Source organism: Pseudomonas sp. FFUP_PS_473, assembly GCF_002858665.1.
GTDB lineage: Bacteria > Pseudomonadota > Gammaproteobacteria > Pseudomonadales > Pseudomonadaceae > Aquipseudomonas > Aquipseudomonas defluvii.
The window spans coordinates 1-20,307 of sequence record NZ_PJQQ01000014.1; the positions used below are offsets into that span (position 1 = coordinate 1).

The window sequence follows — 20,307 nt, forward strand, 5'->3', positions numbered from 1 at the left end:
CAAAATGCCATGGCAATGCGGCATGATGCTCCGGCTTCAATTCAATAACCGTGTTGCACTCAGCTCCTGCAACCGCCATCTGAGTGACGCAGACTTTAATGGGCTAAGCGTTAGAGGGTATGGCGGCGAGACGCGTCTTGCGTTTGCGCAAGATAAGTTTGGTAAGGAGTTGGTAAACAACTCGGCCGCCGATATTCGTCCACGTTGGCGTTTTTGATTTTTCAAAAGTGTTGAAGAAAAACCTTAGCGACAGGCCTGGACGGAGTGCGAGAGGTCGGTAAGGGGGAGGCAGTAAGTGCCAGGGAGGCTCCTATCATTTTGCCGCGGGCACACTGTAGCTTAACCCTTGGCGTTTTCTGGCAGTGCCGGCAACTTGCTCAGGTGCAGTGCCACCAGCAGGGCAATGACCAGCAAGCTGCCGATGAAGAGGCCGATGCCGTTCCAGCCGCCCTGGTGCCAGAACACACCACCAGCGGTGCCGGCGACACTGGAGCCGGCGTAGTAGCTGAACAGGTACAGCGACGAAGCCTGGCCCTTGGCCTTGAAGGCACGGCGGCCGATCCAGCTACTGGCCACCGAGTGTGCGCCGAAGAAGCCGAAGGTGAAGATCAGCATGCCGATGACGACTAGTGGCAGGGGTTCGAGCAGGGTCAGCAGCAGGCCACCGAACATCAGCACAATGGTTGCCCAGAACACCTTGCGGCGGCCCAACTTGTCGGCCAGCGCGCCAATTTGTGCCGAGCTGTAGATGCCCGACAGGTAAACCACCGACAGCAGCCCGACCAAGGCCTGGTTCATGTGGTAAGGCTCTGCCAGCAGGCGGTAGCCGATGTAGTTGAAGAGGGTAACGAAGGCGCCCATCAGCAGGAAGGCTTCAAGGAACAGCCAGGGCAGCCCGGCATCGCGAAAGTGCAAGGTGAAGCCGTCCAGCAGGCTGCGAGGATTCAGCGGGCGCGCACGGAAGTTACGGGACTCGGGGAGCATTTTCCAGAACAGTACCGCGGCGATCAGTGCCAGCCCACCGATGGCCAGCAGTGCCGTGTGCCAACTGACGAAGTCGATCAGTACGCCAGTAATCAAGCGTCCGCTCATGCCACCAATGGCATTGCCGCCGATGTACAGGCCCATGGCCAGGCCAAGATGCTGAGGGTAGATCTCTTCGCTGAGGTAGGTCATGGCCACCGCAGCCAGCCCGCTCAAGGACAGACCGACCAGTGCGCGCATCGCCAGAACCCCTTCCCAGGTGGGCATCAGCGCACTGGCGATTGTGCATAGTGCAGCGCAGAACAACGCTGCAACCATCACGGGCTTACGCCCAATACGGTCTGAAACAGGCCCGGTGACCAGTAGACCGAACGCTAGCAGCGCAGTCGACACCGACAGCACCAGGCTGCTCTGCGCCGCATTGATGGAGAACTCCCGGGACAGCAGCGGCATCATGGGTTGCACGCAATACAGCAGCGCGAAGGTGGCGAAGCCACCACAGAACAATGCCAGCACCGTGCGCATGAACGCCGGTGTGCCCTTTTCGATCCAGTGGTCAGTGGTGGTGGCTGCATCCGTGGTGGGTGCAGGGGGCACGTCGTGGGCGAGGGGAGCAACAGCAATTTTCACGGTAAACCTCGGAAGGGCTACGGCCAGTCAGGCAGTGAAAAAAGCATATAGCTAGCTAATGATCATTTCCAATATATTGTTCGACCTGTTTAAGATGTTTTGCGACCTGTTGAGGGTGTCATGGAATTACGCCACTTGCGGTACTTCATTGCAGTTGCCGAAGAGCTCCACTTCGGGCGGGCGGCACAGCTGTTGGGCATCTCCCAGCCACCCTTGAGCCAGCAGATCCAGGCTCTGGAGCAGGAGTTGGGGGCGCGTTTGTTCGAGCGGACCAACCGACGAGTGGAGCTGAGTGAAGCCGGCCGCTTGTTCCTCGATGAGGCGCGACAGGTGCTGGCTCAGGTCGATAAGGCTGCCGATGTCGCTCGGCGCGCCCAGCTTGGCGAGCTGGGTGAAATGAAAATTGGCTTCACGACCTCGGCCCCGATTAATTCGGGTATCCCCAAGGCGATTTATGCCTTTCGTCAGCGCTTTCCCGCTGTGCACCTGAACCTCAAGGAAATGAGCAGCCGTGATGTTGCCGATGCGCTGCTCGACGAGACCATCGAGATCGGCCTGATGCGCCCGCTGGCCTTGCCGGAGAGCCTGCTCGTCACGGAGTTGTTCCGTGAGCCTCTGGTGGCGGTGCTCAGCGCTACACACCCGCTGGCGGAGGGCAGCGAGCGTGGCTTGTTGTTGTCGACGCTGGCCAATGAGCCGTTTGTATTTTTCCCGCGCAGCTATGGCAGTGGCTTGCATGCGCAATTGATGAGCCTGGCACGGCAGGCCGGCTTCAGCCCGCACTTTGCCCAGGAGGCGGGTGAGGCCATGACGATTATTGGCTTGGTGGCAGCGGGCCTGGGGGTGTCAGTGTTGCCGGCCTCTTTTCAGCGCATGCGTATTGACGGTGTGGTCTATCGAACCCTGCTTGATGCCGACGCGGTTACCGCTGTGTGGTTGGTACAGCGACGCGAGTCAGCCTCGGCCATGGCCCGTGCCTTTGTCGAGCTGCTGGCGGGTCAAGGGCTCAATGGTGCTGGCTAAACCGCCCTCACGCCCACATACTCGGTCATTCACTGATACACGGAGGTCATTCCATGCGGCGCGTGGTGTTTAATCAGAAAGGTGGCGTGGGTAAGTCGAGTATTGCTTGCAACCTGGCGGCGGTGAGTGCCAGTGAAGGCTACCGAACCCTGTTGATTGACCTGGATGCTCAGGCCAACTCGACCCAGTACCTCACCGGCCTGACTGGCGAGGATATCCCCATGGGGATTGCCGATTTCTTCAAGCAGACATTGTCGTCCGGCCCCTTTGCCAGGAAGAACAAGGTCGACATCTACGAGACGCCGTTCGACAACCTCCATGTCGTCACCGCTACTGCGGAGTTGGCTGACCTGCAACCCAAGCTCGAAGCCAAGCACAAGATCAACAAGCTGCGTAAGTTGCTCGATGAGTTGTCCGAAGACTACGACCGGATTTATCTCGATACGCCGCCAGCGCTGAACTTTTATGCGGTATCGGCATTGATTGCGGCCGATCGGGTACTGATTCCCTTCGACTGCGACAGCTTCTCGCGCCAGGCTCTATACGGTCTGCTGGCCGAAATCGAGGAACTGCGTGAGGACCACAATGAGCACCTGCAGGTCGAGGGCATTGTGGTCAACCAGTTCCAGGCCCGGGCCAGCCTGCCCCAGCAGATGCTCGACGAGTTGCTGGCTGAAGGCTTGCCGGTGCTGCCGGTCTACCTGAACAGCTCAGTGAAGATGCGCGAGTCGCATCAGGCCAACTTGCCGTTGATCCATCTGGAACCACGGCACAAGTTGACCCAGCAGTTCGTTGAGCTGCATTCGCTGCTGGAAGAAAACGCTTAAATCCCCTGACTGCGCAGCCACTCCAGCAAGTGCTGGAGTGGGAAGGCGCCGCTTTGGCGTGCGACTTCGCGGCCATTTTTGAACAGGATCAGGCTGGGAATTGAGCGAATACCCAACTGCGCAGCCAGTTGCGGGTTGGCCTCGCTGTCGAGCTTGGCCAGGCGACAGCGCCCGCTTAGCTGGCTGGCCGCCTGTTCAAAGATCGGCGCAAAGGATTTACACGGGCCGCACCAGTCGGCCCAGACATCAACCAGCAGTGGCAGATCACCCTTGATCTGGCTGGCATAGTCCCCCTGTTTCAATTCAAACGGTTTGTTCAGCAGCACGGCGCCTTTGCAGCGTCCGCACTTCGGGGCGTCGCCCACGCGTGCGGCGGGGATGCGATTCAGGCCATTGCAATGAGGGCAGGGTATCAGCAGCGGGTCGGTCATGGTGGCGTCCGGGAAGCGAGTCGATAGAGGTTATCTGGAGCGTACGCGCAGCTTTTTCAATGTCGGCTCCGAGTGATTCTCATCTGATTCATTGATGTTGGCAGTTGCTCACGAGGAGCAACTGATCTCCAGATGCTTGCCCCACTCGGGTGGCCGCTCTGCGTACGCCTCCATGCCTGGTTGTTCGTCGAATGGCGTGCAGAGTACCTGGTGCAGGCGACGCACCTCGCTGTAGTCACCCGCTTCAGCGGCTTCTATCGCGCGTTGGGCCAGGTAGTTGCGCAGGATGTACAGCGGGTTGACCGCATGCATCCGGGCGCGGCGTTTTTCGCTGTTGCCCGGTTCACGGGCGATGCGTGCCAGGTAGTCTTCAGACCAACGGTCAAAACTGGCGAGGTCGACGAAGTCGTCGCGAACCACACGCAGCGCCGCTTCTGCGGGCTGGTCGCCGAGCTTTCTGAAGAACAATGTGTAATCCACCGCACCCTGTTGCATGACCTGCAGGAGCCCCTCGATCAGCGCCTTGTCGGCGTCTTCAGCGTGCGTCAGGCCGAGTCGACGACGCATCAGGTCCAGGTAGTGGGCTTCGTACAGCGGCAGGAACAACGCAAGGGTTTCGCGCAGGGCCTCGACGCTGATGAAGGGCGTCAGGGCCTGGGCCAGGGCGCTGAGGTTCCAGTGGGCAATCGGCACTTGATTGCTGTAGCTGTAGCGTCCCTGGTCATCCGAGTGGTTGCAGACGAAGCGGGCGTCGAAATCGTCCAGGAATGCAAAGGGGCCGAAATCAAAGGTGATGCCCAGGATCGACATGTTGTCGGTATTCATCACGCCGTGGCAGAAACCATAGGCTTGCCAATGGGCGATCAGTTCGGCGTTGCGCTCAACGATGCTACGGAACATCGCCAGGTACGGCTCGGGCTGGTCACGGCACTCGGGGAAATGGTGGTTCAGCACGTGCTCGGCGAGGATCTTCTGCTGCTCCGGCTGGCGGGTGTAGTAGAAGTATTCGAAGTGACCGAAGCGAACATGGCTGGGTGCCAGGCGCAACAGCATGGCTGCGTGCTCCTGGGTTTCGCGCCACACAGGTGTGTTCGAGCCGATTACGCACAGCGCTCGGTTGCTGGCGATACCCAGGGCATGAAGGGCCTCGGAGGCGAGGAACTCGCGAATCGAAGAGCGCAGAACCGCACGACCATCTCCCATGCGCGAATAGGGCGTCTGCCCGGCGCCTTTCAGGTGCAGGTCCCAATACTCGCCCGCGTCATTGCGCACTTCGCCCAGCAACAGGCCGCGGCCATCGCCCAGGCGAGGGTTGTAGGAGCCGAACTGGTGACCGGAGTAAACCATCGCCCGAGGTTCAGCCTCGGCCCAGAGTTTATGGCCACTGAAAAGCTCGGCAAACACCGGTGAGTGGGCCTCGGTAGGGTCGAGGTCGAGCAGGGCCATGGCGGCATCGCTGGCAACCACCAGGCGTGGCTCGGCAATCGGCTCGGGCAGTACCGACGTGGAGAACGCATCGCCCAGACGGGCGAAGCGGTTATCGAAGGTGAGTTCGTCGAGGGCTTTCAACGGCCATCTCCAGGAGAATGTCCGACCATTCTGCAAGGGTATGGCCGTTGACGTCCAGTCAGGCGGGATTGGAACCTGATGCCAGATCATCCGGCTTGCCGATCAAAGGGATTGGCGCGGCGGTCTTCTGATCCTCTGCGGGAGCGATGTTGAACACCTGTCCCTGCATGTTTTTCAGGTAGATTTCCAGTTGGCGGTACGCGATGTTGATGTTGTTTTTCTTGAACTCGCTGTTGATGACGCGGTTGACCTCATCCAGCGCCGGGTTGCGGTCACCGAGGTCGCGTACATGCATGCGCAGTTCGTGGTCCAGTGTGCTTTCGCCAAAATTGAGGAAGTAGACCGTCGGGGCCGGCTCCTTGAGCACGCGTGGGTTGTCGTTGGCGGCCTTGAGCAGCAGGTTGCGCACCAGCTCCAGGTCCGAGCCATAGTCGACGCCGATCTTGAGCGTGACTCGGGTGATGGTGTCAGTCAGCGACCAGTTGATCAGTTGCCCGGTAATGAAGGTCTTGTTCGGGACAATGATGTCCTTGCGGTCGAAGTCGGTAATGGTGGTTGCTCGGATGCGGATCTTGCTCACGGTACCGGACAGGTTGCCGATGGTGATGGTGTCCCCGATACGCACCGGGCGTTCGAACAGGATCATGATCCCCGAGATGAAGTTGGCGAAGATTTCTTGCATCCCGAAGCCCAGGCCGACCGACAGCGCAGCCACCAGCCACTGCAGCTTGTCCCAACTGACGCCGAGGGTTGACAGCGTGGTGACGAAGCCGATCCCGGCAATTGCATAGGACAACAGCGTGGTCGCCGCGTAGGCACTGCCTTGGGCCAGGTTCAGCCGCGACAGTACCAGCACTTCCAGCAAGCCTGGCAGGTTGCTGGCCAGGGCAAAGGTGATACCGACGATTACCAGTGCACCCAACAGGTCACCGAGGCTGATCGGGACCATGCTCATGGCTGCACCGGTGCCGCTGGTGTATTCGTAGAGGGTGATGTTGTCGAGGTAGGCAAACACACTGATCAGGTCTGCCCAGACCCAGTACAGGGCGCCAATGAAGATGCCGAGCAGCGCGAGGCGGATCAGGCGCAGCGACTGCTGGTTGACCTGTTCGATGTCCAGGGTCGGCTCTTCAATCATCGTTTCACCGTCCGGGCCTTCCTTGACGGCCTGACGTTTACTCTGCGCACGCTGATAAGCCAGGCGGCGTGCGGCAACTGCCAGGCCACGGACGAATGCAGCCTCGATCACCAGCCAGAGCATCAACAGATACAGCGTGTCTATCAGCCGGTCGGTGAGCTTCAGCGCGGTGTAGTAGTAACCAAAACAGACCGCGACGAACAGGGCGATTGGCAACACGGTGAAGGCCAGCCCCACGGCCATGCGAAATAGCGAGGCCTGGTTATGGTTCGGGCTGCTTAGCAGCAGGCGGCTGAGCAACCAGGTCATCAGGGCGTAGCAGGTCAGTACTACGCCGATACCCAGCACGTCGTCGGCCAGGGCCGAGGGTTGGTGCTCGGCGACCGCCACCACGGCCACCAGTGCCAACACCACTGCGCCAAGACGCCGGATCCAGCTGCGGAGGAACTCCACCTGCGGTTTCTCCCAGCGAAAATGCAGCTCGGCAACACCCGCGGGCGCGAGAATCCGGTACGCGGTGTAGAACACCATCCAGGCTTGGGCAATCTGTAGCAGGGCGGCACCGAGGTTGGCATTCTGACCGCGTGCGTCGATCTGCAAGGCAAAGCCGCACAGGGCCAGCGCCAGGCTGATCGGCAGCGCCAGCAGCACGTTGATCAGGAGCGCCTGAGGGGTGTGCCACTGACTATCGCGCTTGAAGTGACCGATATCCCGATGGACCTTGCTCAGGCGCGCATACAGGTAGTTGCGGCGCCAGAGCAGGGCACCGATCAGCAACAGCAGCGGCAGGAACAACAGCGGGCGTTGTACCAGACCGTCAGCCAGTTCACTCACACTTGAGGCCCACGGCAGGCTCACGACCTGCTTTTGCAGGCGCTCAGGTACGCTGCGTAGCCATTCCAGTTCCAGCGGCTTGTTGCTGGGGATCCAGAACATCTGCTCGTCGAGGGTGGCGCGCAGGTTCTGCGCCGTGCTCAGCAGCTGCTTCTGGTTCAGTTGCAGGGTGATGGATTCGTTGAGCAGTGCACTCAGTTCACGGTTAAGTCGTTCAAGCAGGTCACTGCGGGTGATCGCGACTTCAAGCAACGCCTTGCGCAATTGCGGCGTAGCGCTTTCCTCTGGGTGGCTGGCCAGCAGTTTGTCGACATAGCTACTCGGGCTGCTGATCTGCTCACGCTGCTGGTTGACCTCAAACTGGTAGAGGCGGATATCGGCAATCTGGTCCGCCAGGTCACCGTCGACTTTCAAGTGCGGCAGGGACTGTTTCTGTTTGTAGAGAATCTTGGACAGCAGCAGGCTGCCCTTGAGCACACTGATTTGTTCGTCCAGCGCCAGGTCGCTCTGGGTCAGGGCATCAAGTTGCTGCTTGGTCTTGAGGTTTTCCTGAGTCAGTTGGTTGAGCCGGTCTGTGCTCAGCAGCAGGTAGTCGGAGAGCTTGAGGTTGGCAGCACTTTCGGTGGCCAGAACACTGCTGCCCCCGGCTTTCTGCGCCTCGATGGATTGTTCGGTGACGGTCTGCTGCGACTGGGCCAGGCGCTTCTGGTTGATCAGGGTCTGCAGGTCCTGAATCTCTTGCTCCAGGCGTGCCGCGCGCTCGATCAGCAAGTCATGCTGGCTGCTACCCAGATCTTGCAGCAAGCTGTTGCCGGCCAGTTCCTGCCGGCGTAGCAGGGTCAGGGCGTTGAGGGCGGCTAGCTCGGCATTGAGTTGGTTGCGCTGTTCTGGCGACAGCACCTTCCCGGCTTCTTTGCCCAGTTTCAGGCTGGTATTGATCTGTTGGCTGCGTGTCTGGTTGTCGCTGATTTCGGCCTGGGCCCGCTCCGGGCGAGTCTGGGATGTAATGGTCAGGCTGTTGGCTTCGGAGAGTGCCTTTTGCAGGTCACTCTGTTGGGTCGTGCGTTCGGTGAGCAACTGTTCCAACTGGGGAACATCAAGGCTGGCATAACGCTCAGCCACCGGAATGACCGTGCTGCTCTTGAGCTTGGCCAGTTCGCGCTGGTTTTCACCGGTCTTTTTTGGGGCATCGCTGAGTTGCTGCTTGAGCGCGGCCAGGCGTTTTTCACTGTCATCCTTGCTGTTGAGGAAGACCAGGGTTTGTTCCAGCACCTGACGCAGGGCTTTCTGCTCCGCCTCAGGCAGCTTGCGCTCGGCAATCTTGTCGAGACTTTGCTGAACAGCGGCAGCGTTGGGTGGCTCCGCAGCGAAGGCGAAGGTTGCAGAAAGGCACAGCCCCAGCAGGGCTGCGCAGACAAGCGTGCGCAAGGACATAGGCAGAAAATTCGTACAAGCAGATGTAAGAAAGCGGAGTTTAGAGGAACAGGCCCGGGCCGGGGCGACTTCCTTCGGGAAATTTGACGCCCACTTTGAGGATCTTGTTCCCCTCCATCAGCGCAACGGTCCACAAGGTGTTGTTCCATTCGATCTGGTCACCCACTACCGGCGCACCACCAACCTTCTGTTGGATGAAGTGGCTCAGAGGCGTGTGTGGGTCCTGACCGTCGAGCTTGAGGCCGTACAGGGCCGCTACAGCCCCCAGTTCTGCGTCACCTTCAAGGACGAAGTCACCGAAGAAGCGCAGGTCCAGACCACGTTGTGGTGCCTGGCTGAACAGCTTGCCCAGGGCCGGGAGATCGTGTTCATGGCCGATAACACAGAGCAGGTCACCCACCTCCAGGGTGGTACTTCCCGACGGGTGGAGCAGTTGCTGACCACGGAAAAGCGCTGCAATGCGGGTACCCTCAGGCATTTTCAACTCGCGCAGCGCTGCGCCGATGCACCATTTTTCAGCACCCAGACGGTAGACGAACAGCTCCCATTCACTGGTGATGTGCACTTCCAGTGCAGAGCGGGAGATGGGTGCCGGGTCAGGTGGCACGGTGACTTTCAGCAGCTTGGCCACCCACGGCAGGCTGGTGCCTTGCACCAGCAGCGAGACCAGGACGATGAAGAAGGCCAGGTTGAAATACAGTTGTGCGTTGGGCAGCCCGGCCATCAGCGGGAACACCGCCAGAATGATCGGTACCGCGCCGCGTAGGCCGACCCAGGAAATAAAAGCCTTTTCGCGGCCATGGAAGGCCTTGAATGGCAGCAACCCGGCCAGCACCGACAGCGGGCGGGCGAAGAGGATCATCCACAAGGCCAGGCCCAGTGCCGGCAGGGCAATTGGCAGCAGGTCGTGCGGAGTGACCAGCAACCCCAGCACCAGGAACATGCCGATCTGTGCCAGCCAGGCCATGCCGTCGAGCATGTGCAGAATGCCGTGGCGGCTGCGGATCGGGCGGTTGCCCAGTACCAGGCCGCAGAGGTACACGGCGAGGAAGCCACTGCCGTGCAGGGCGTTGGTCAGGGCAAATACCAGCAGGCCACCACTGATCACCAAGATCGGATAGAGGCCGCCGGCCAGGTTGATCCGGTTGACCAGTTGCAGCATCAGCCAACCGCCGCCCAGGCCGAGCACCGCGCCAATGCCAAACTCGCGCACCAGGTGCCCGAGCAGGCCCCAGTGCAGGCCTGTCTGGCCGCTGGCGAGCATGTCGATCAGGGTCACGGTGAGGAACACCGCCATGGGGTCGTTGCTGCCCGATTCGATTTCCAGCGAGGCGGTGACCCGTTCATTCAGGCCCTTGCCGCCCAGCAGGGAGAACACCGCAGCAGCGTCGGTCGAACCGACAATGGCGCCGATCAGCAGGCCCTGGATCAGGTTCAGGTCAAACAGCCAGGCCGCCATCATGCCGGTCAGGCCGGTGGTAATCAGTACCCCGACGGTCGCGAGCGATAACGCTGGCCACAAGGCAACACGGAAGCTCGCGACCCGCGTACGCAGGCCGCCATCGAGCAGAATCACGGCCAGTGCCAGGTTGCCGACGAGGTAGGCGGTGGGGTAGTTGTCAAAGATGATGCCGCCGCCATCGACCCCGGCTGCCATGCCTACGGCGAGGATGATCACCAGGATGGGGATGCCCAGTCGCGAAGACAGTGAGCTGACCAGAATACTTGCACCTACCAGCAACGCGCCGATCAAGAACAGGCTGTTGATGGCGGTCGCATTCAAAGGCAGTACTCCAGGACAATCGGCGGGAAAGGTGTGCAGAAACAAGCAGGTCGCGTGCCAAGGATTCTAACCTGAGCGCTTGGAAAACTGTCTAGATAGTTACCACCGCGATGTGCTTGATAGCGTTTGCAATGCCGTATCAGCAACCAATACGGCAATTATCATGACGTCATTCGCATCCGCTTCTCTGCAGAACATCGCTCAAGGCTTCCTCGTGGCCTATCCCGATATCCATAGCCTGGCCCGGCTTGGCGCAGGCCATATCATCGAAAATGCACTCGGCTATTGGCTCGACCCCGACCAGGTCTACTGGCACCGCTTTGATAATGCCGTCAGCAGCAACCGAACCTTCAGTGGTTGGGCGCACTACAGCGCGCCGATCGAGTCGATGACGTTGAGCGAGCTGATTCAACGGCGTTTCACCCTCAACGACCAGCTCAATCCCGACCTGCTCAGCAACTACGGTGGTTTTTACCGAGTGGGCGCTGGCCATGGGCACTATGACGAGCGTGTCGAGGTTCGTCTGGCACCTGAAAATGTCATGGAGGCCTTCTGGGCGCTCGACCTGCAGTCGGTGTACCTGCAAACCCTGGAGCGGTTCTGGGCGCAGCATGCCGATAACTTCTGTCTGCTTGCCCGGGCGCAGTTTCTGACAGCATTGGCGCATGCACGAGAGAAGGAGGGCTTGTCCGACGCCGAGCAACAGGCGGTGTTGCGTGCGGCAGTCGGTTCGATCCGCTTCCCGGCAACGCTCGCGCGCTTGCGCCAGTCGCAGGGGGAGGGTGTGAGCTCCGGCTTCAGCGCCCTCAGCTTCAGTGGGCAGGTGGCGCGCGATATGTTCTGGTTGGTACTCCCGAGCAATGCCTTGCTGCTGTACCTGGCCAGCGAGACGCCTGCCCTGATCCGTTTTACCGGCAAGGACCAGCTCTATGCCTGGATAAAGGAGCAAGTGGCGGACGAGCCAGGCCGGCAGCGTTTTCGGCAACACTTTCCTGACCTTGATCCGGCCGCGGGGAAGGTGTTGTGTGAGCGTCTATCAGCCGGTCAGCGAGTGCTCAATTGGGATGTCGCGCCCGTTGCAGGGGATGTCTTTGTGCATCTGCGAGAGGCCGCCAAGCAGGAACTCAAGGCCGTTGCCTTGGCACGAATCACCGCCAATAGTGACTTGCGCAAGGCCAAATGGCTGGCATGGCTGGGAGTTGTCAGTCGTGTGGTTTCACCGCTGGCGCCGCTGGGCTGGCCGCTCGCCCTGGCGGCGGTCGGTGCCGGGGCGGCAAGCCTGGGATTGCACCTGGACCAGGCTGTCAACGCGAGCGATATACGCCAGCGCCGGCGCGGTTGGGTGTTGGCGGTTGTGGACCTGTTGTTTGTGTTGCTGGATGCCAAGATGCTTGAAGCCGATGCCTTCAACGGTGAAGCGCGTGCTGTTCGTACACCGGGTGGTTCTGAGGCTGTGCCATTGACCCGAGCCCCGCAGGTGGCGTTGCCGCCGCTCCCGGTTGATGCGCAGCCTGTGGGGGCACCGCCGCTCTCTGACGGCAACTCTACGTTCTGGACGGCCTGCATGCGGCCCGCCGCCGATGAATTGCTGGCACTGTCCGATCAGGCGTTGGCACGTCAGCGAAGCCTGTTGACGCACCTGCCTGAAGCCGATCTGGAGCGGGTCTCGGCCAGCGGCGACTACCTGGATCCGTTTGGTGAGCCTTATGTGGTGTACCGCGATGAACTGGGTTTTGGCGCACGTCACATCAAGCAGTACAGCCATTCGCCGCAGCGCTACAACAACCTCTTGCGCGGCCTGCCGCTGGAAGGCACGGTTGACGCTAATGTGGCCAGGATTCATGCATTATCCAAGGAGTTGGGCATGGTTGGCTGCGATAATCAGGTGCGGCTGTATCGCGCTGCGTCTGCGGCGAGAGGCACATCCGGTGCATGGCTCAAGCGTGGGCAGGTGAAGGTTGGGGACGTGCTCCTGACGACTGACTTTACGTCGTTTACAGAAAACCCGTACACCCTCTGGGAGTTGTTCCGTGAAGACAGGAGTGTCGTTCAGGCACGTTTCGACGAAAGCTCCGTGGTGTTCGTTCTGGAGCCTGGTGGGCCTGCCTATGCGTCGCCCGTAGCAGCCTTTTCCGACCTGGAACATGAGGCCGAGGCACTGATCTTGCCGGGGCGGCCGCTGCGCATTCTCGACATTGCCGATGTCGTCGGGGCGGATTTCCGCTTCACTCAAGTCCGTTTGCAGGGGGTTGAGTCGGTTGCTCCTGACGAGTCGATGTTCGAGTTTCGTACCGGGGAGCCGTTCCAGCGAGCGGCGTATGCCCGACGTCTTGGGGACGTCGGGCAGAGCCTGGTCGAGCGCTTTTTCCCGCAGCCCTAGCTTATGCCTGCTTCACTTCACGCAGCGGCTTGCCCTTGACCGGCGCACCGTTGGCCACGTAGTACTTGGCGGTGCTGCGTGGCAGTGGCTGACGCCCACGAATCTTGTCAGCGATTTTCTCGGCCATCATGATCGTTGGGGCGTTCAGGTTGCCGGTAGTGATGATCGGCATGATCGAGGCATCGACCACGCGCAGGCCTTCCATGCCATGTACGCGACCCTGGCCATCGACCACGGCCATGTCGTCGGTGCCCATTTTGCACGAGCAGGACGGGTGGAACGCGGTTTCGGCGTGCTCGCGAATGAACGTGTCCAACTCTTCGTCGGTTTGCACATGCGCACCCGGGCTGATTTCACGACCACGGTATGCGTCCAGCGCCGGCTGCGCCATGATCTCACGGGTCAGGCGGATGCCATCGCGGAACTCCTGCCAGTCCTGTTCGGTTGCCATGTAGTTGAACAGGATGCTTGGGTGTTGGCGTGGGTCCTTGGACTTGACCTGGATGCGCCCACGGCTTGGCGAACGCATCGAGCCCATGTGGGCCTGGAAGCCGTGCTCCTGCACACCGTTGCTGCCGTTGTAGTTGATCGCGACCGGCAGGAAGTGGTACTGGATGTTCGGCCACTCGAACTCGGGGCGGGTGCGGATGAAGCCACCAGCCTCGAACTGGTTGCTGGCGCCGATACCGGTTCCGGCAAACAGCCACTGGGCACCGATAGCGGGCTGGTTCCACCACAGCAGCGAAGGGTACAGCGAGACCGGCTGGGTGCAGGCGTACTGCAGGTACAGTTCCAGGTGGTCTTGCAGGTTTTCACCCACGCCCGGCAGGTCGTGGACCACCGGAATGTCCAGGCTCTGCAGCAGTTTGGCCGGGCCGACACCGGAGCGTTGCAGCAACTGCGGCGAAGCGATGGCGCCGCTGCAGACGATGACTTCCCTGCGTGCACGGGCTTCGACACGCTCTTCGCTGTCGCCTTGCAGGTAGGTCACGCCAATAGCGCGTTTGCCGTTGAACAGCACGCGATCGGTCAGGGCATGAGTGACGATGGTCAGGGTCGAGCGCTTCTTGGCGATGTCCAGGTAGCCGCGTGCGGTACTGGAGCGACGGCCTTCAGGGGTCACCGTACGGTCCATCGGGCCAAAGCCTTCCTGCTGGTAGCCGTTCAGGTCTTCGGTGCGCGGGTAGCCGGCTTGCACGCCAGCTTCAACCATGGCGTGGAACAGTGGGTTGTTGCCCGCCTTTGGCGTGGTCACGCGGACCGGGCCTTCGCCGCCATGGTAGTCGTTCGGGCCGATGTCACGGGTTTCCGCTTTACGGAAATACGGCAGGCAGTCCAGGTAGCTCCAGTCTTCCAGGCCTGGCAGTTTGGCCCAGCCGTCATAGTCCATGGCGTTGCCACGGATATAGCACATGCCGTTGATCAGCGATGAACCACCCAGGCCCTTGCCACGGCCACATTCCATGCGACGGTTGTCCATGTAGGGCTCAGGATCGGTCTCGTAGGCCCAGTTGTAGCGGCGACCCTGCAGCGGGAAGGCCAGGGCGGCAGGCATCTGGGTACGGAAGTCGTAGCGGTAATCCGGGCCGCCGGCTTCAAGCAGCAGTACGGTGACGCCTTCGTCTTCGGTCAGGCGGGTGGCCAGGGTGTTACCGGCCGAGCCTGCACCGACAATGATGTAATCGAATTCTTGGGACATGAATGTACCCTCTTGGCAGTGAACGAGGTGAGCGGATGGCGCCCGGGTCTCGCGACTCGGGCGCGGCTACAAGGGTGCTTAGAACACCGAGTTGTAGTTGCCCAGCTCGACCTGTACCGACTTGATGCGAGTGTACTGAGCCAGCGAGCTGATACCGTTTTCACGGCCGACACCGGACTGCTTGTAACCGCCGACCGGCATTTCGGCAGGCGACTCGCCCCAGGCGTTGATCCAGCAGATACCGGCTTCCAGCTGGTGGATGATGCGATGCGCACGGGTCAGGTCGTTGGTGCAGACACCCGCGGCCAGGCCGAAGTCGGTGTCATTGGCGCGACGGATGACTTCTTCTTCGGTTTCGTAGGTGAGGATGCTCATCACCGGGCCGAAGATTTCCTCGCGAACAATGGTCATGTCGTCGCGGCAGTCGGTGAATACGGTCGGCGCAACGAAGGCACCCTTGGCGAAGTCACCGGTGGTCAGGCGTTCGCCACCGCACAGTACGCGTGCGCCTTCTTCCTTGCCCTTGGCGATGTAGCCGAGGACATTTTCCATGTGGGCGAAGCTGACCAGTGGGCCGAAGTTGGTGTTTTCGTCTTCCGGGTTACCCACGCGGATGCGCGCAACGCGCTCAACGATCTTGGCTTCAAAGGCGGCTTTCAGAGCGGCAGGCACGAACACGCGGGTGCCGTTGGTGCAGACCTGACCGGAGCTGTAGAAGTTGGCCATCATGGCGATGTCGGCGGCGCGATCCAGGTCTGCGTCGGCGCAGATGATCAGTGGCGACTTGCCGCCCAGTTCCATGGTGACTTCCTTGAGCGAGGAGCTCGAAGCACTGGCCATGACCTTCTTGCCGGTGTCGGTGCCACCGGTAAAGGATACTTTTTCAACGCGTGGGTGCTCGGTCAGCCAGGTACCGACTTCGCGACCGCTGCCGGTCAGCACGTTGAACACGCCGTCTGGCAGGCCGGCTTCGGTGTAGATTTCGGCCAGTTTCAGTGTGGTCAGCGAGGTGACTTCACTGGGCTTGAAGATCATCGCGTTACCAGCGGCCAGGGCCGGGGCGGATTTCCACAGGGCGATCTGGATCGGGTAGTTCCAGGCGCCGATACCGACGGTCACACCCAGTGGTTCGCGGCGGGTGTAGACGAAGGAGCTGTCGCGCAGCGGGATCTGCTCGCCTTCGATGGCCGGTACCAGGCCGGCGTAGTATTCGAGTACGTCGGCACCGGTCACGATGTCGACGTAGCGGGTTTCGGAGTAGGACTTGCCGGTGTCCAGAGTTTCCAGCGCTGCCAGCTCATCGTTGCGCTCGCGCAGGATGTCGACGGCACGACGCAGGATGCGCGAACGCTGCATGGCGGTCATCGCGGCCCAGACTTTCTGGCCACGTTCGGCGCTTTCGACGGCGCGCTCGACGTCTTCTTTGGTGGCACGTTGCACGTGGGCGAGGACTTCGCCGTTGGCCGGGTTGATGGCTTCGAAGGTGGCATCGCCGCCAGCGTCGACATAACCACCATCAATGTAGAGTTTTTGCAGTTCGAAACGGGCCATAGTGTCCTCGCAAGTGCATTGTGGTTTGGCTATCCGCGCAGCGCTCCTGCCTGTGTGGCAATCGCCGGGCGCGGTGCATCAGAGGCCTGGTTGTGTGTGTCCGGGCTCGTCTGTTTTGCCAGTTGTAGATCCATGTATTCGTAAGCGATTTGCTGCGCCTGGTCGGTGTCGAAGGCGTCTCCGGATAACGCACCACGCAGCCACAGGCCGTCGATCAAGGCTGCCAGCCCGCGTGCTGCACTGCGTGCTTCAGGCAACGGCAGGACGCGGCGGAACTGACAGCACAGGTTGGAATACAAGCGGTGATCGTTGATCCGCTGCAACCTGTGCAAAGACGGCTGGTGCATGCTGGTTGCCCAGAATGCCAACCAGGTTTTCATTGCCGGGCCGTTGACCTGGCTGGCGTCGAAGTTGCCTTCGATGATCACCTGCAGGTGGGCGCGCGGGCTGTTGTCCTTGAGCGCATGCCGACGTACGGCGACGCTCTCGGTGAGCACGCTCATCAAGTACCGCATGGTCGCTGCGATCAGGCCATTCTTGTCCTGAAAGTAGTGACTGATGATGCCATTCGACACACCGGCCAAACGGGCGATCAGCGCAATGCTGGCATCTCCCATGCCGACCTGATCGACCGCCATCAACGTGGCTTCGATCAACTGCTGGCGGCGGATGGGTTGCATACCGACCTTGGGCATCTTGCAAATCTCCTCAGGCCTGCGGGCAGACGACAAGCGGCTGCCTCGGCGAAGGCCAGTCTATTTTGTTTTGATTGAACGTTCAATCAACAAAGAATAAGCTCTGCGACAATCTGCACCATTGACAGGTTTTTCTGACCTTCTGTTGGCGCAAATTGGCACCCAAAAATGACGTGTAAGCCCCGTAACACAAGGCGTTGACGGTTTTTTGCGGAATATTGAACAGATCGGCCGAACGGCACGCAGCCATGCGGCAAACCTTCTGGTCGGGGTTTTCGGTCTGTTTTTTAACGCAATCGTTCGGGATTACAGTTTTTTCCAAGGTGCTTTTATAACACCTGAGACAATGTGGCTATTGCACCATTTGCTCAGGTAACGGGTCGTTCTGTTGTTTTTTCTCGCACTGCCTGGAGCCTCTGTGCAATGAGTTCTGCCTCTTTGATAAAGACCCCTGTTGAGAGGGTCCGGGTCAATAGCGTGGTGTTCTTCACCTCGGCGCTGTTGATTCTTGTACTGACTGCCTTGCTGATCGCGGTTCCTGAAACTGCAGGTCGTGTGCTTGGCCAGGCCCAAGCCTGGTTGTCGCGTAGTTTCGGTTGGTACTACATGCTGGTGATTGGCGGCTACCTGCTGTTCGTCATCGTTCTGGCGTTTTCCTCCTTCGGCAAGTTGAAGCTGGGCGGCAAGGACGACACACCGGACTTCAGCTACGGTGCCTGGGCCGGCATGCTGTTCTCCTCCGGCATCGGTATTTCGCTGCTGTACTTCGGCGCCTCCGAACCGCTGGATCACTACTTCAACCCGCCAGAGGGCGCTCCGGCCAGCCTGCAAGCGGCCCGTCAGAGCCTGCAGTTAACGTTCCTGCATTGGGGGCTGCATGGCTGGGCGATCTACGCGTTGGTTGGTCTGTCAGTGGCCTACTTCGCCTATCGTCACAACCAGCCGCTGGCCCTGCGTTCGGCGCTGTACCCGCTGATGGGCGAGCGCTGGGTCAAGGGCGCAGCCGGTCATACCGTTGATATCTTCGGGATGTTCGTGACCCTGCTGGGCCTGGTGACCAACCTGGGTATCGGCTCGATGCAGGTATCGTCGGGCCTGGAGTACCTGTTTGGGATCGACCATAGCAAGACCAACCTGCTGATCGTCATTCTGGTGATGAGCACGGTGGCCACCATTGCTGCGGTATCGGGTGTGGAAAACGGTATTCGTCGCTTGTCCAACCTGAACATCCTGCTGTTCAGCGGCCTGCTGCTGTTCGTGCTGTTCAACGGCCCGACCCTGCACCTGCTCAACAGCTTCGTACAGAACACGGGTGACTACCTCAACGGCGTGATCCTGAAGACCTTCGACCTCTACGTCTATGAGGGCGACAGCGCCAAGTCGGAGCGCTGGTTGGGCCTGTGGACGGTGTTCTATTGGGCCTGGTGGATCTCCTGGGGCCCATTCGTGGGTATGTTCATCGCGCGTATTTCCCGTGGTCGTACCGTGCGTGAATTGGTGGCCGGCGTGCTGCTGATTCCGTTGGGCTTCACCTTGGCCTGGCTGTCGATCTTCGGCAATACCGCGCTGGACCTGGTGATCAACCAGGGCGCGGTGGAGTTGGGGCGCACGGCGCTGGAGCAGCCTTCAATGTCGATCTATCAACTGCTGGAGCACTATCCCGCGGCCAAGATCGTCGTGGGTGTGGCCGTGTTCGTCGGTTTCGTGCTGTTCCTGACCCCGGCCGATTCCGGTGCAGTCATGATGGCCAACCTGTCTTGCAAGGGTGGCCAGGTCGACGAAGACGCACCGCACTGGCTGCGTATTCTCTGGTCGGCGATCATCACTCTAGTGACCATCGGCCTGCTGTTCGCAGGCAATTTTGAAGCCATGCAGACCATGGTGGTGTTGGCAGGCTTGCCGTTCTCCGTGGTGCTGGTGGTGTTCATGTTCGGCCTGTTCAAGGCGATGAAACAGGACACTCAGGTCGAGCAGGAGCAAGCCGAATTGGCGGCCCGGGGCCGTCGCGGCTTCAGCGAGCGCCTGAGCCAACTGGACCTTCAGCCGACCCAGGCCATGGTTCAGCGCTTCATGGACAAGCAGGTCAGCCCGGCGCTTAAGGAAGCGGCCGAGCAACTGAAGACCCTGGGCTATGAGGTGCAGACCCGCCTGGGCCAGTCGCGTGCGGCGATGGGCCTGCGGATCGACATGGAGGAGGGCAACCCCTTTGTCTATGAAGTCAGCCTGGATGGCTACCTGGCCGCGCCAAACGAAGCGCCGGCTGACGGTGCCAGCGATGTACGGCAACGCTTCTATCGGGCCGAGGTTTACCTGCATAACGGTAGCCAGGAGTACGACCTGATGGGCTTCACGCCGGAGCAGATTACCCGGGATGTACTCGATCAATTCGAGAGCCATCGCCAGGTGTTGGGTCGGGTGTACAGCTGACCATTATCCGCTGAAAGCCAAGGGCTCTGTTCGCAGGAACAGGGCCCTTTCTTTTTCATGTGTGCTGCGGTGCTGGACAGCCGCTCAGGTGCCCGGCACTCTTGAAGGCGCCAAGGATCCCGGTGCCTGCCATGTTCAAGCTTCCTGCTTTTCTGATCTTCAGCGTATTCCTGCTCAGCAGTGTTGCTCGTGCAGACGAGCCATTGGTGCTGCTGACCGAGAACTTTCCGCCTTACAACATGGCCACGAACGGCAAGAGCTTCGCTCAGGATGCCAATATCGAAGGCATTGCGGCCGATATCGTTCGGGAAATGTTCAGGCGTGCGGATGTCTCCTATAGCATGACTCTGCGCTTTCCTTGGGAGCGTATCTATAAGCTGGCCCTGCATACGCCAGGCTACGGTGTGTTTGTCACGGCCCGCCAGCCGGAGCGCGAGGCGCTGTTCAAATGGGTAGGCCCTATCGGGCCGGATGACTGGATCCTGCTGGCGCCTGAGGGCAGCCCGATCACCCTGGAACGCCTGGAAGACGCTCGTGGCTATCGGATAGGCGCCTACAAGGGCGATGCCATTGCCGAACACCTGAGCAAGCAAGGGCTACGACCTTCCATCGTGCTGCGGGATCAGGACAATGCCGGGAAGCTGCTCCGGGGGGAGATCGACCTGTGGGCGACGGGCGACCCGGCGGGTCGCTACCTGGCCCGCCAGATCGGCATCAACCAGCTCAAGACGGTGCTGCGTTTTAATGGTGCAGAGTTGTACCTGGCACTGAACACGAGCGTTTCGGACGCAGTTGTCAGTCGGCTTCAGCAGGCACTGGAGCAGATGCGCGAGGATGGGTTTGTTGACGCGACGTTTGCCCGCTATCTGTAAGGCGAGAAGGGCGCTTCTGCCTGGTGGTAG

Annotated in this window: 14 protein-coding genes; 6 read left to right on the forward strand and 8 right to left on the reverse strand. The window is 60.4% G+C overall.

Going from position 1 to position 20,307, the window contains the following annotated elements; genetic code table 11:
• Nucleotides 1-217, forward strand: a 217-nt coding sequence (locus CYD26_RS25315) for a hypothetical protein (RefSeq protein ID WP_218197057.1), incomplete at its 5' end; no start/stop codon positions are given.
• A 122-nt stretch (nucleotides 218-339) separates the two neighbouring features.
• On the opposite strand, the gene CYD26_RS11560 is transcribed toward CYD26_RS25315, so the two are convergent.
• Nucleotides 340-1,509 (reverse strand): MFS transporter, encoded by a 1,170-nt coding sequence (locus CYD26_RS11560; RefSeq protein ID WP_176717396.1) that lies wholly within the window; start codon nucleotides 1,507-1,509, stop codon nucleotides 340-342.
• Nucleotides 1,510-1,734: 225 nt separating this feature from the next.
• On the opposite strand from CYD26_RS11560, the gene CYD26_RS11565 reads away from it, so the two are divergent.
• Both CYD26_RS11565 and CYD26_RS11570 read left to right on the forward strand, forming a co-directional pair.
• The gene (locus tag CYD26_RS11565; protein WP_102052669.1) at nucleotides 1,735-2,637 is read left to right on the forward strand and encodes a LysR family transcriptional regulator; all 903 of its coding nucleotides are present in this window, start codon (nucleotides 1,735-1,737) and stop codon (nucleotides 2,635-2,637) included.
• 53 nt (nucleotides 2,638-2,690) lie between these two features.
• Nucleotides 2,691-3,464, forward strand: coding sequence for a ParA family protein (locus CYD26_RS11570; protein ID WP_065758219.1), 774 nt, complete (start codon nucleotides 2,691-2,693; stop codon nucleotides 3,462-3,464).
• Here CYD26_RS11570 and trxC read toward each other — a convergent pair.
• From trxC to CYD26_RS11590, 4 genes are all read right to left on the reverse strand, one after another.
• Complete coding sequence (trxC, locus tag CYD26_RS11575) at nucleotides 3,461-3,895, reverse strand: thioredoxin TrxC (protein WP_099773344.1); 435 nt, start codon at nucleotides 3,893-3,895, stop codon at nucleotides 3,461-3,463. The two genes, CYD26_RS11570 and trxC, sit on opposite strands and share 4 nt — an antisense overlap.
• A gap of 108 nt (nucleotides 3,896-4,003) precedes the next feature.
• Entirely contained in the window at nucleotides 4,004-5,464 is a 1,461-nt protein-coding gene (gene selO, locus CYD26_RS11580) for a protein adenylyltransferase SelO (protein ID WP_102052670.1), read from the reverse strand.
• 58 nt (nucleotides 5,465-5,522) lie between these two features.
• Nucleotides 5,523-8,870: a mechanosensitive channel MscK gene (gene mscK / locus CYD26_RS11585; RefSeq protein WP_099773345.1), complete on the reverse strand. Its 3,348-nt coding sequence runs from the start codon at nucleotides 8,868-8,870 to the stop codon at nucleotides 5,523-5,525.
• 40 nt (nucleotides 8,871-8,910) lie between these two features.
• On the reverse strand, nucleotides 8,911-10,653 hold the full coding sequence (locus CYD26_RS11590; RefSeq protein ID WP_065758222.1) for a potassium/proton antiporter: 1,743 nt from the start codon (nucleotides 10,651-10,653) through the stop codon (nucleotides 8,911-8,913).
• A 163-nt stretch (nucleotides 10,654-10,816) separates the two neighbouring features.
• On the opposite strand from CYD26_RS11590, the gene CYD26_RS11595 reads away from it, so the two are divergent.
• The gene (locus CYD26_RS11595) at nucleotides 10,817-13,033 is read left to right on the forward strand and encodes a dermonecrotic toxin domain-containing protein (protein WP_102052671.1); all 2,217 of its coding nucleotides are present in this window, start codon (nucleotides 10,817-10,819) and stop codon (nucleotides 13,031-13,033) included.
• A gap of 1 nt (nucleotide 13,034) precedes the next feature.
• Here CYD26_RS11595 and betA read toward each other — a convergent pair whose 3' ends face one another.
• The 3 genes from betA to betI form a co-directional block, all read right to left on the reverse strand.
• A complete protein-coding gene (gene betA / locus CYD26_RS11600; RefSeq protein WP_102052672.1) occupies nucleotides 13,035-14,732 on the reverse strand; it encodes a choline dehydrogenase in 1,698 nt (565 codons plus the stop codon).
• A 78-nt stretch (nucleotides 14,733-14,810) separates the two neighbouring features.
• Nucleotides 14,811-16,283 (reverse strand): betaine-aldehyde dehydrogenase, encoded by a 1,473-nt coding sequence (betB, locus tag CYD26_RS11605; protein WP_065758225.1) that lies wholly within the window; start codon nucleotides 16,281-16,283, stop codon nucleotides 14,811-14,813.
• A 29-nt stretch (nucleotides 16,284-16,312) separates the two neighbouring features.
• Nucleotides 16,313-16,978 (reverse strand): transcriptional regulator BetI, encoded by a 666-nt coding sequence (gene betI / locus CYD26_RS11610; RefSeq protein WP_099773347.1) that lies wholly within the window; start codon nucleotides 16,976-16,978, stop codon nucleotides 16,313-16,315.
• 423 nt (nucleotides 16,979-17,401) lie between these two features.
• On the opposite strand from betI, the gene betT reads away from it, so the two are divergent.
• Together betT and CYD26_RS11620 are read left to right on the forward strand one after the other, a co-directional pair.
• Nucleotides 17,402-19,405 (forward strand): choline BCCT transporter BetT, encoded by a 2,004-nt coding sequence (betT, locus tag CYD26_RS11615; RefSeq protein ID WP_065758227.1) that lies wholly within the window; start codon nucleotides 17,402-17,404, stop codon nucleotides 19,403-19,405.
• 131 nt (nucleotides 19,406-19,536) lie between these two features.
• Nucleotides 19,537-20,277 (forward strand): ABC transporter substrate-binding protein, encoded by a 741-nt coding sequence (locus CYD26_RS11620; protein WP_102052673.1) that lies wholly within the window; start codon nucleotides 19,537-19,539, stop codon nucleotides 20,275-20,277.
• Nucleotides 20,278-20,307: the final 30 nt, after the last annotated feature.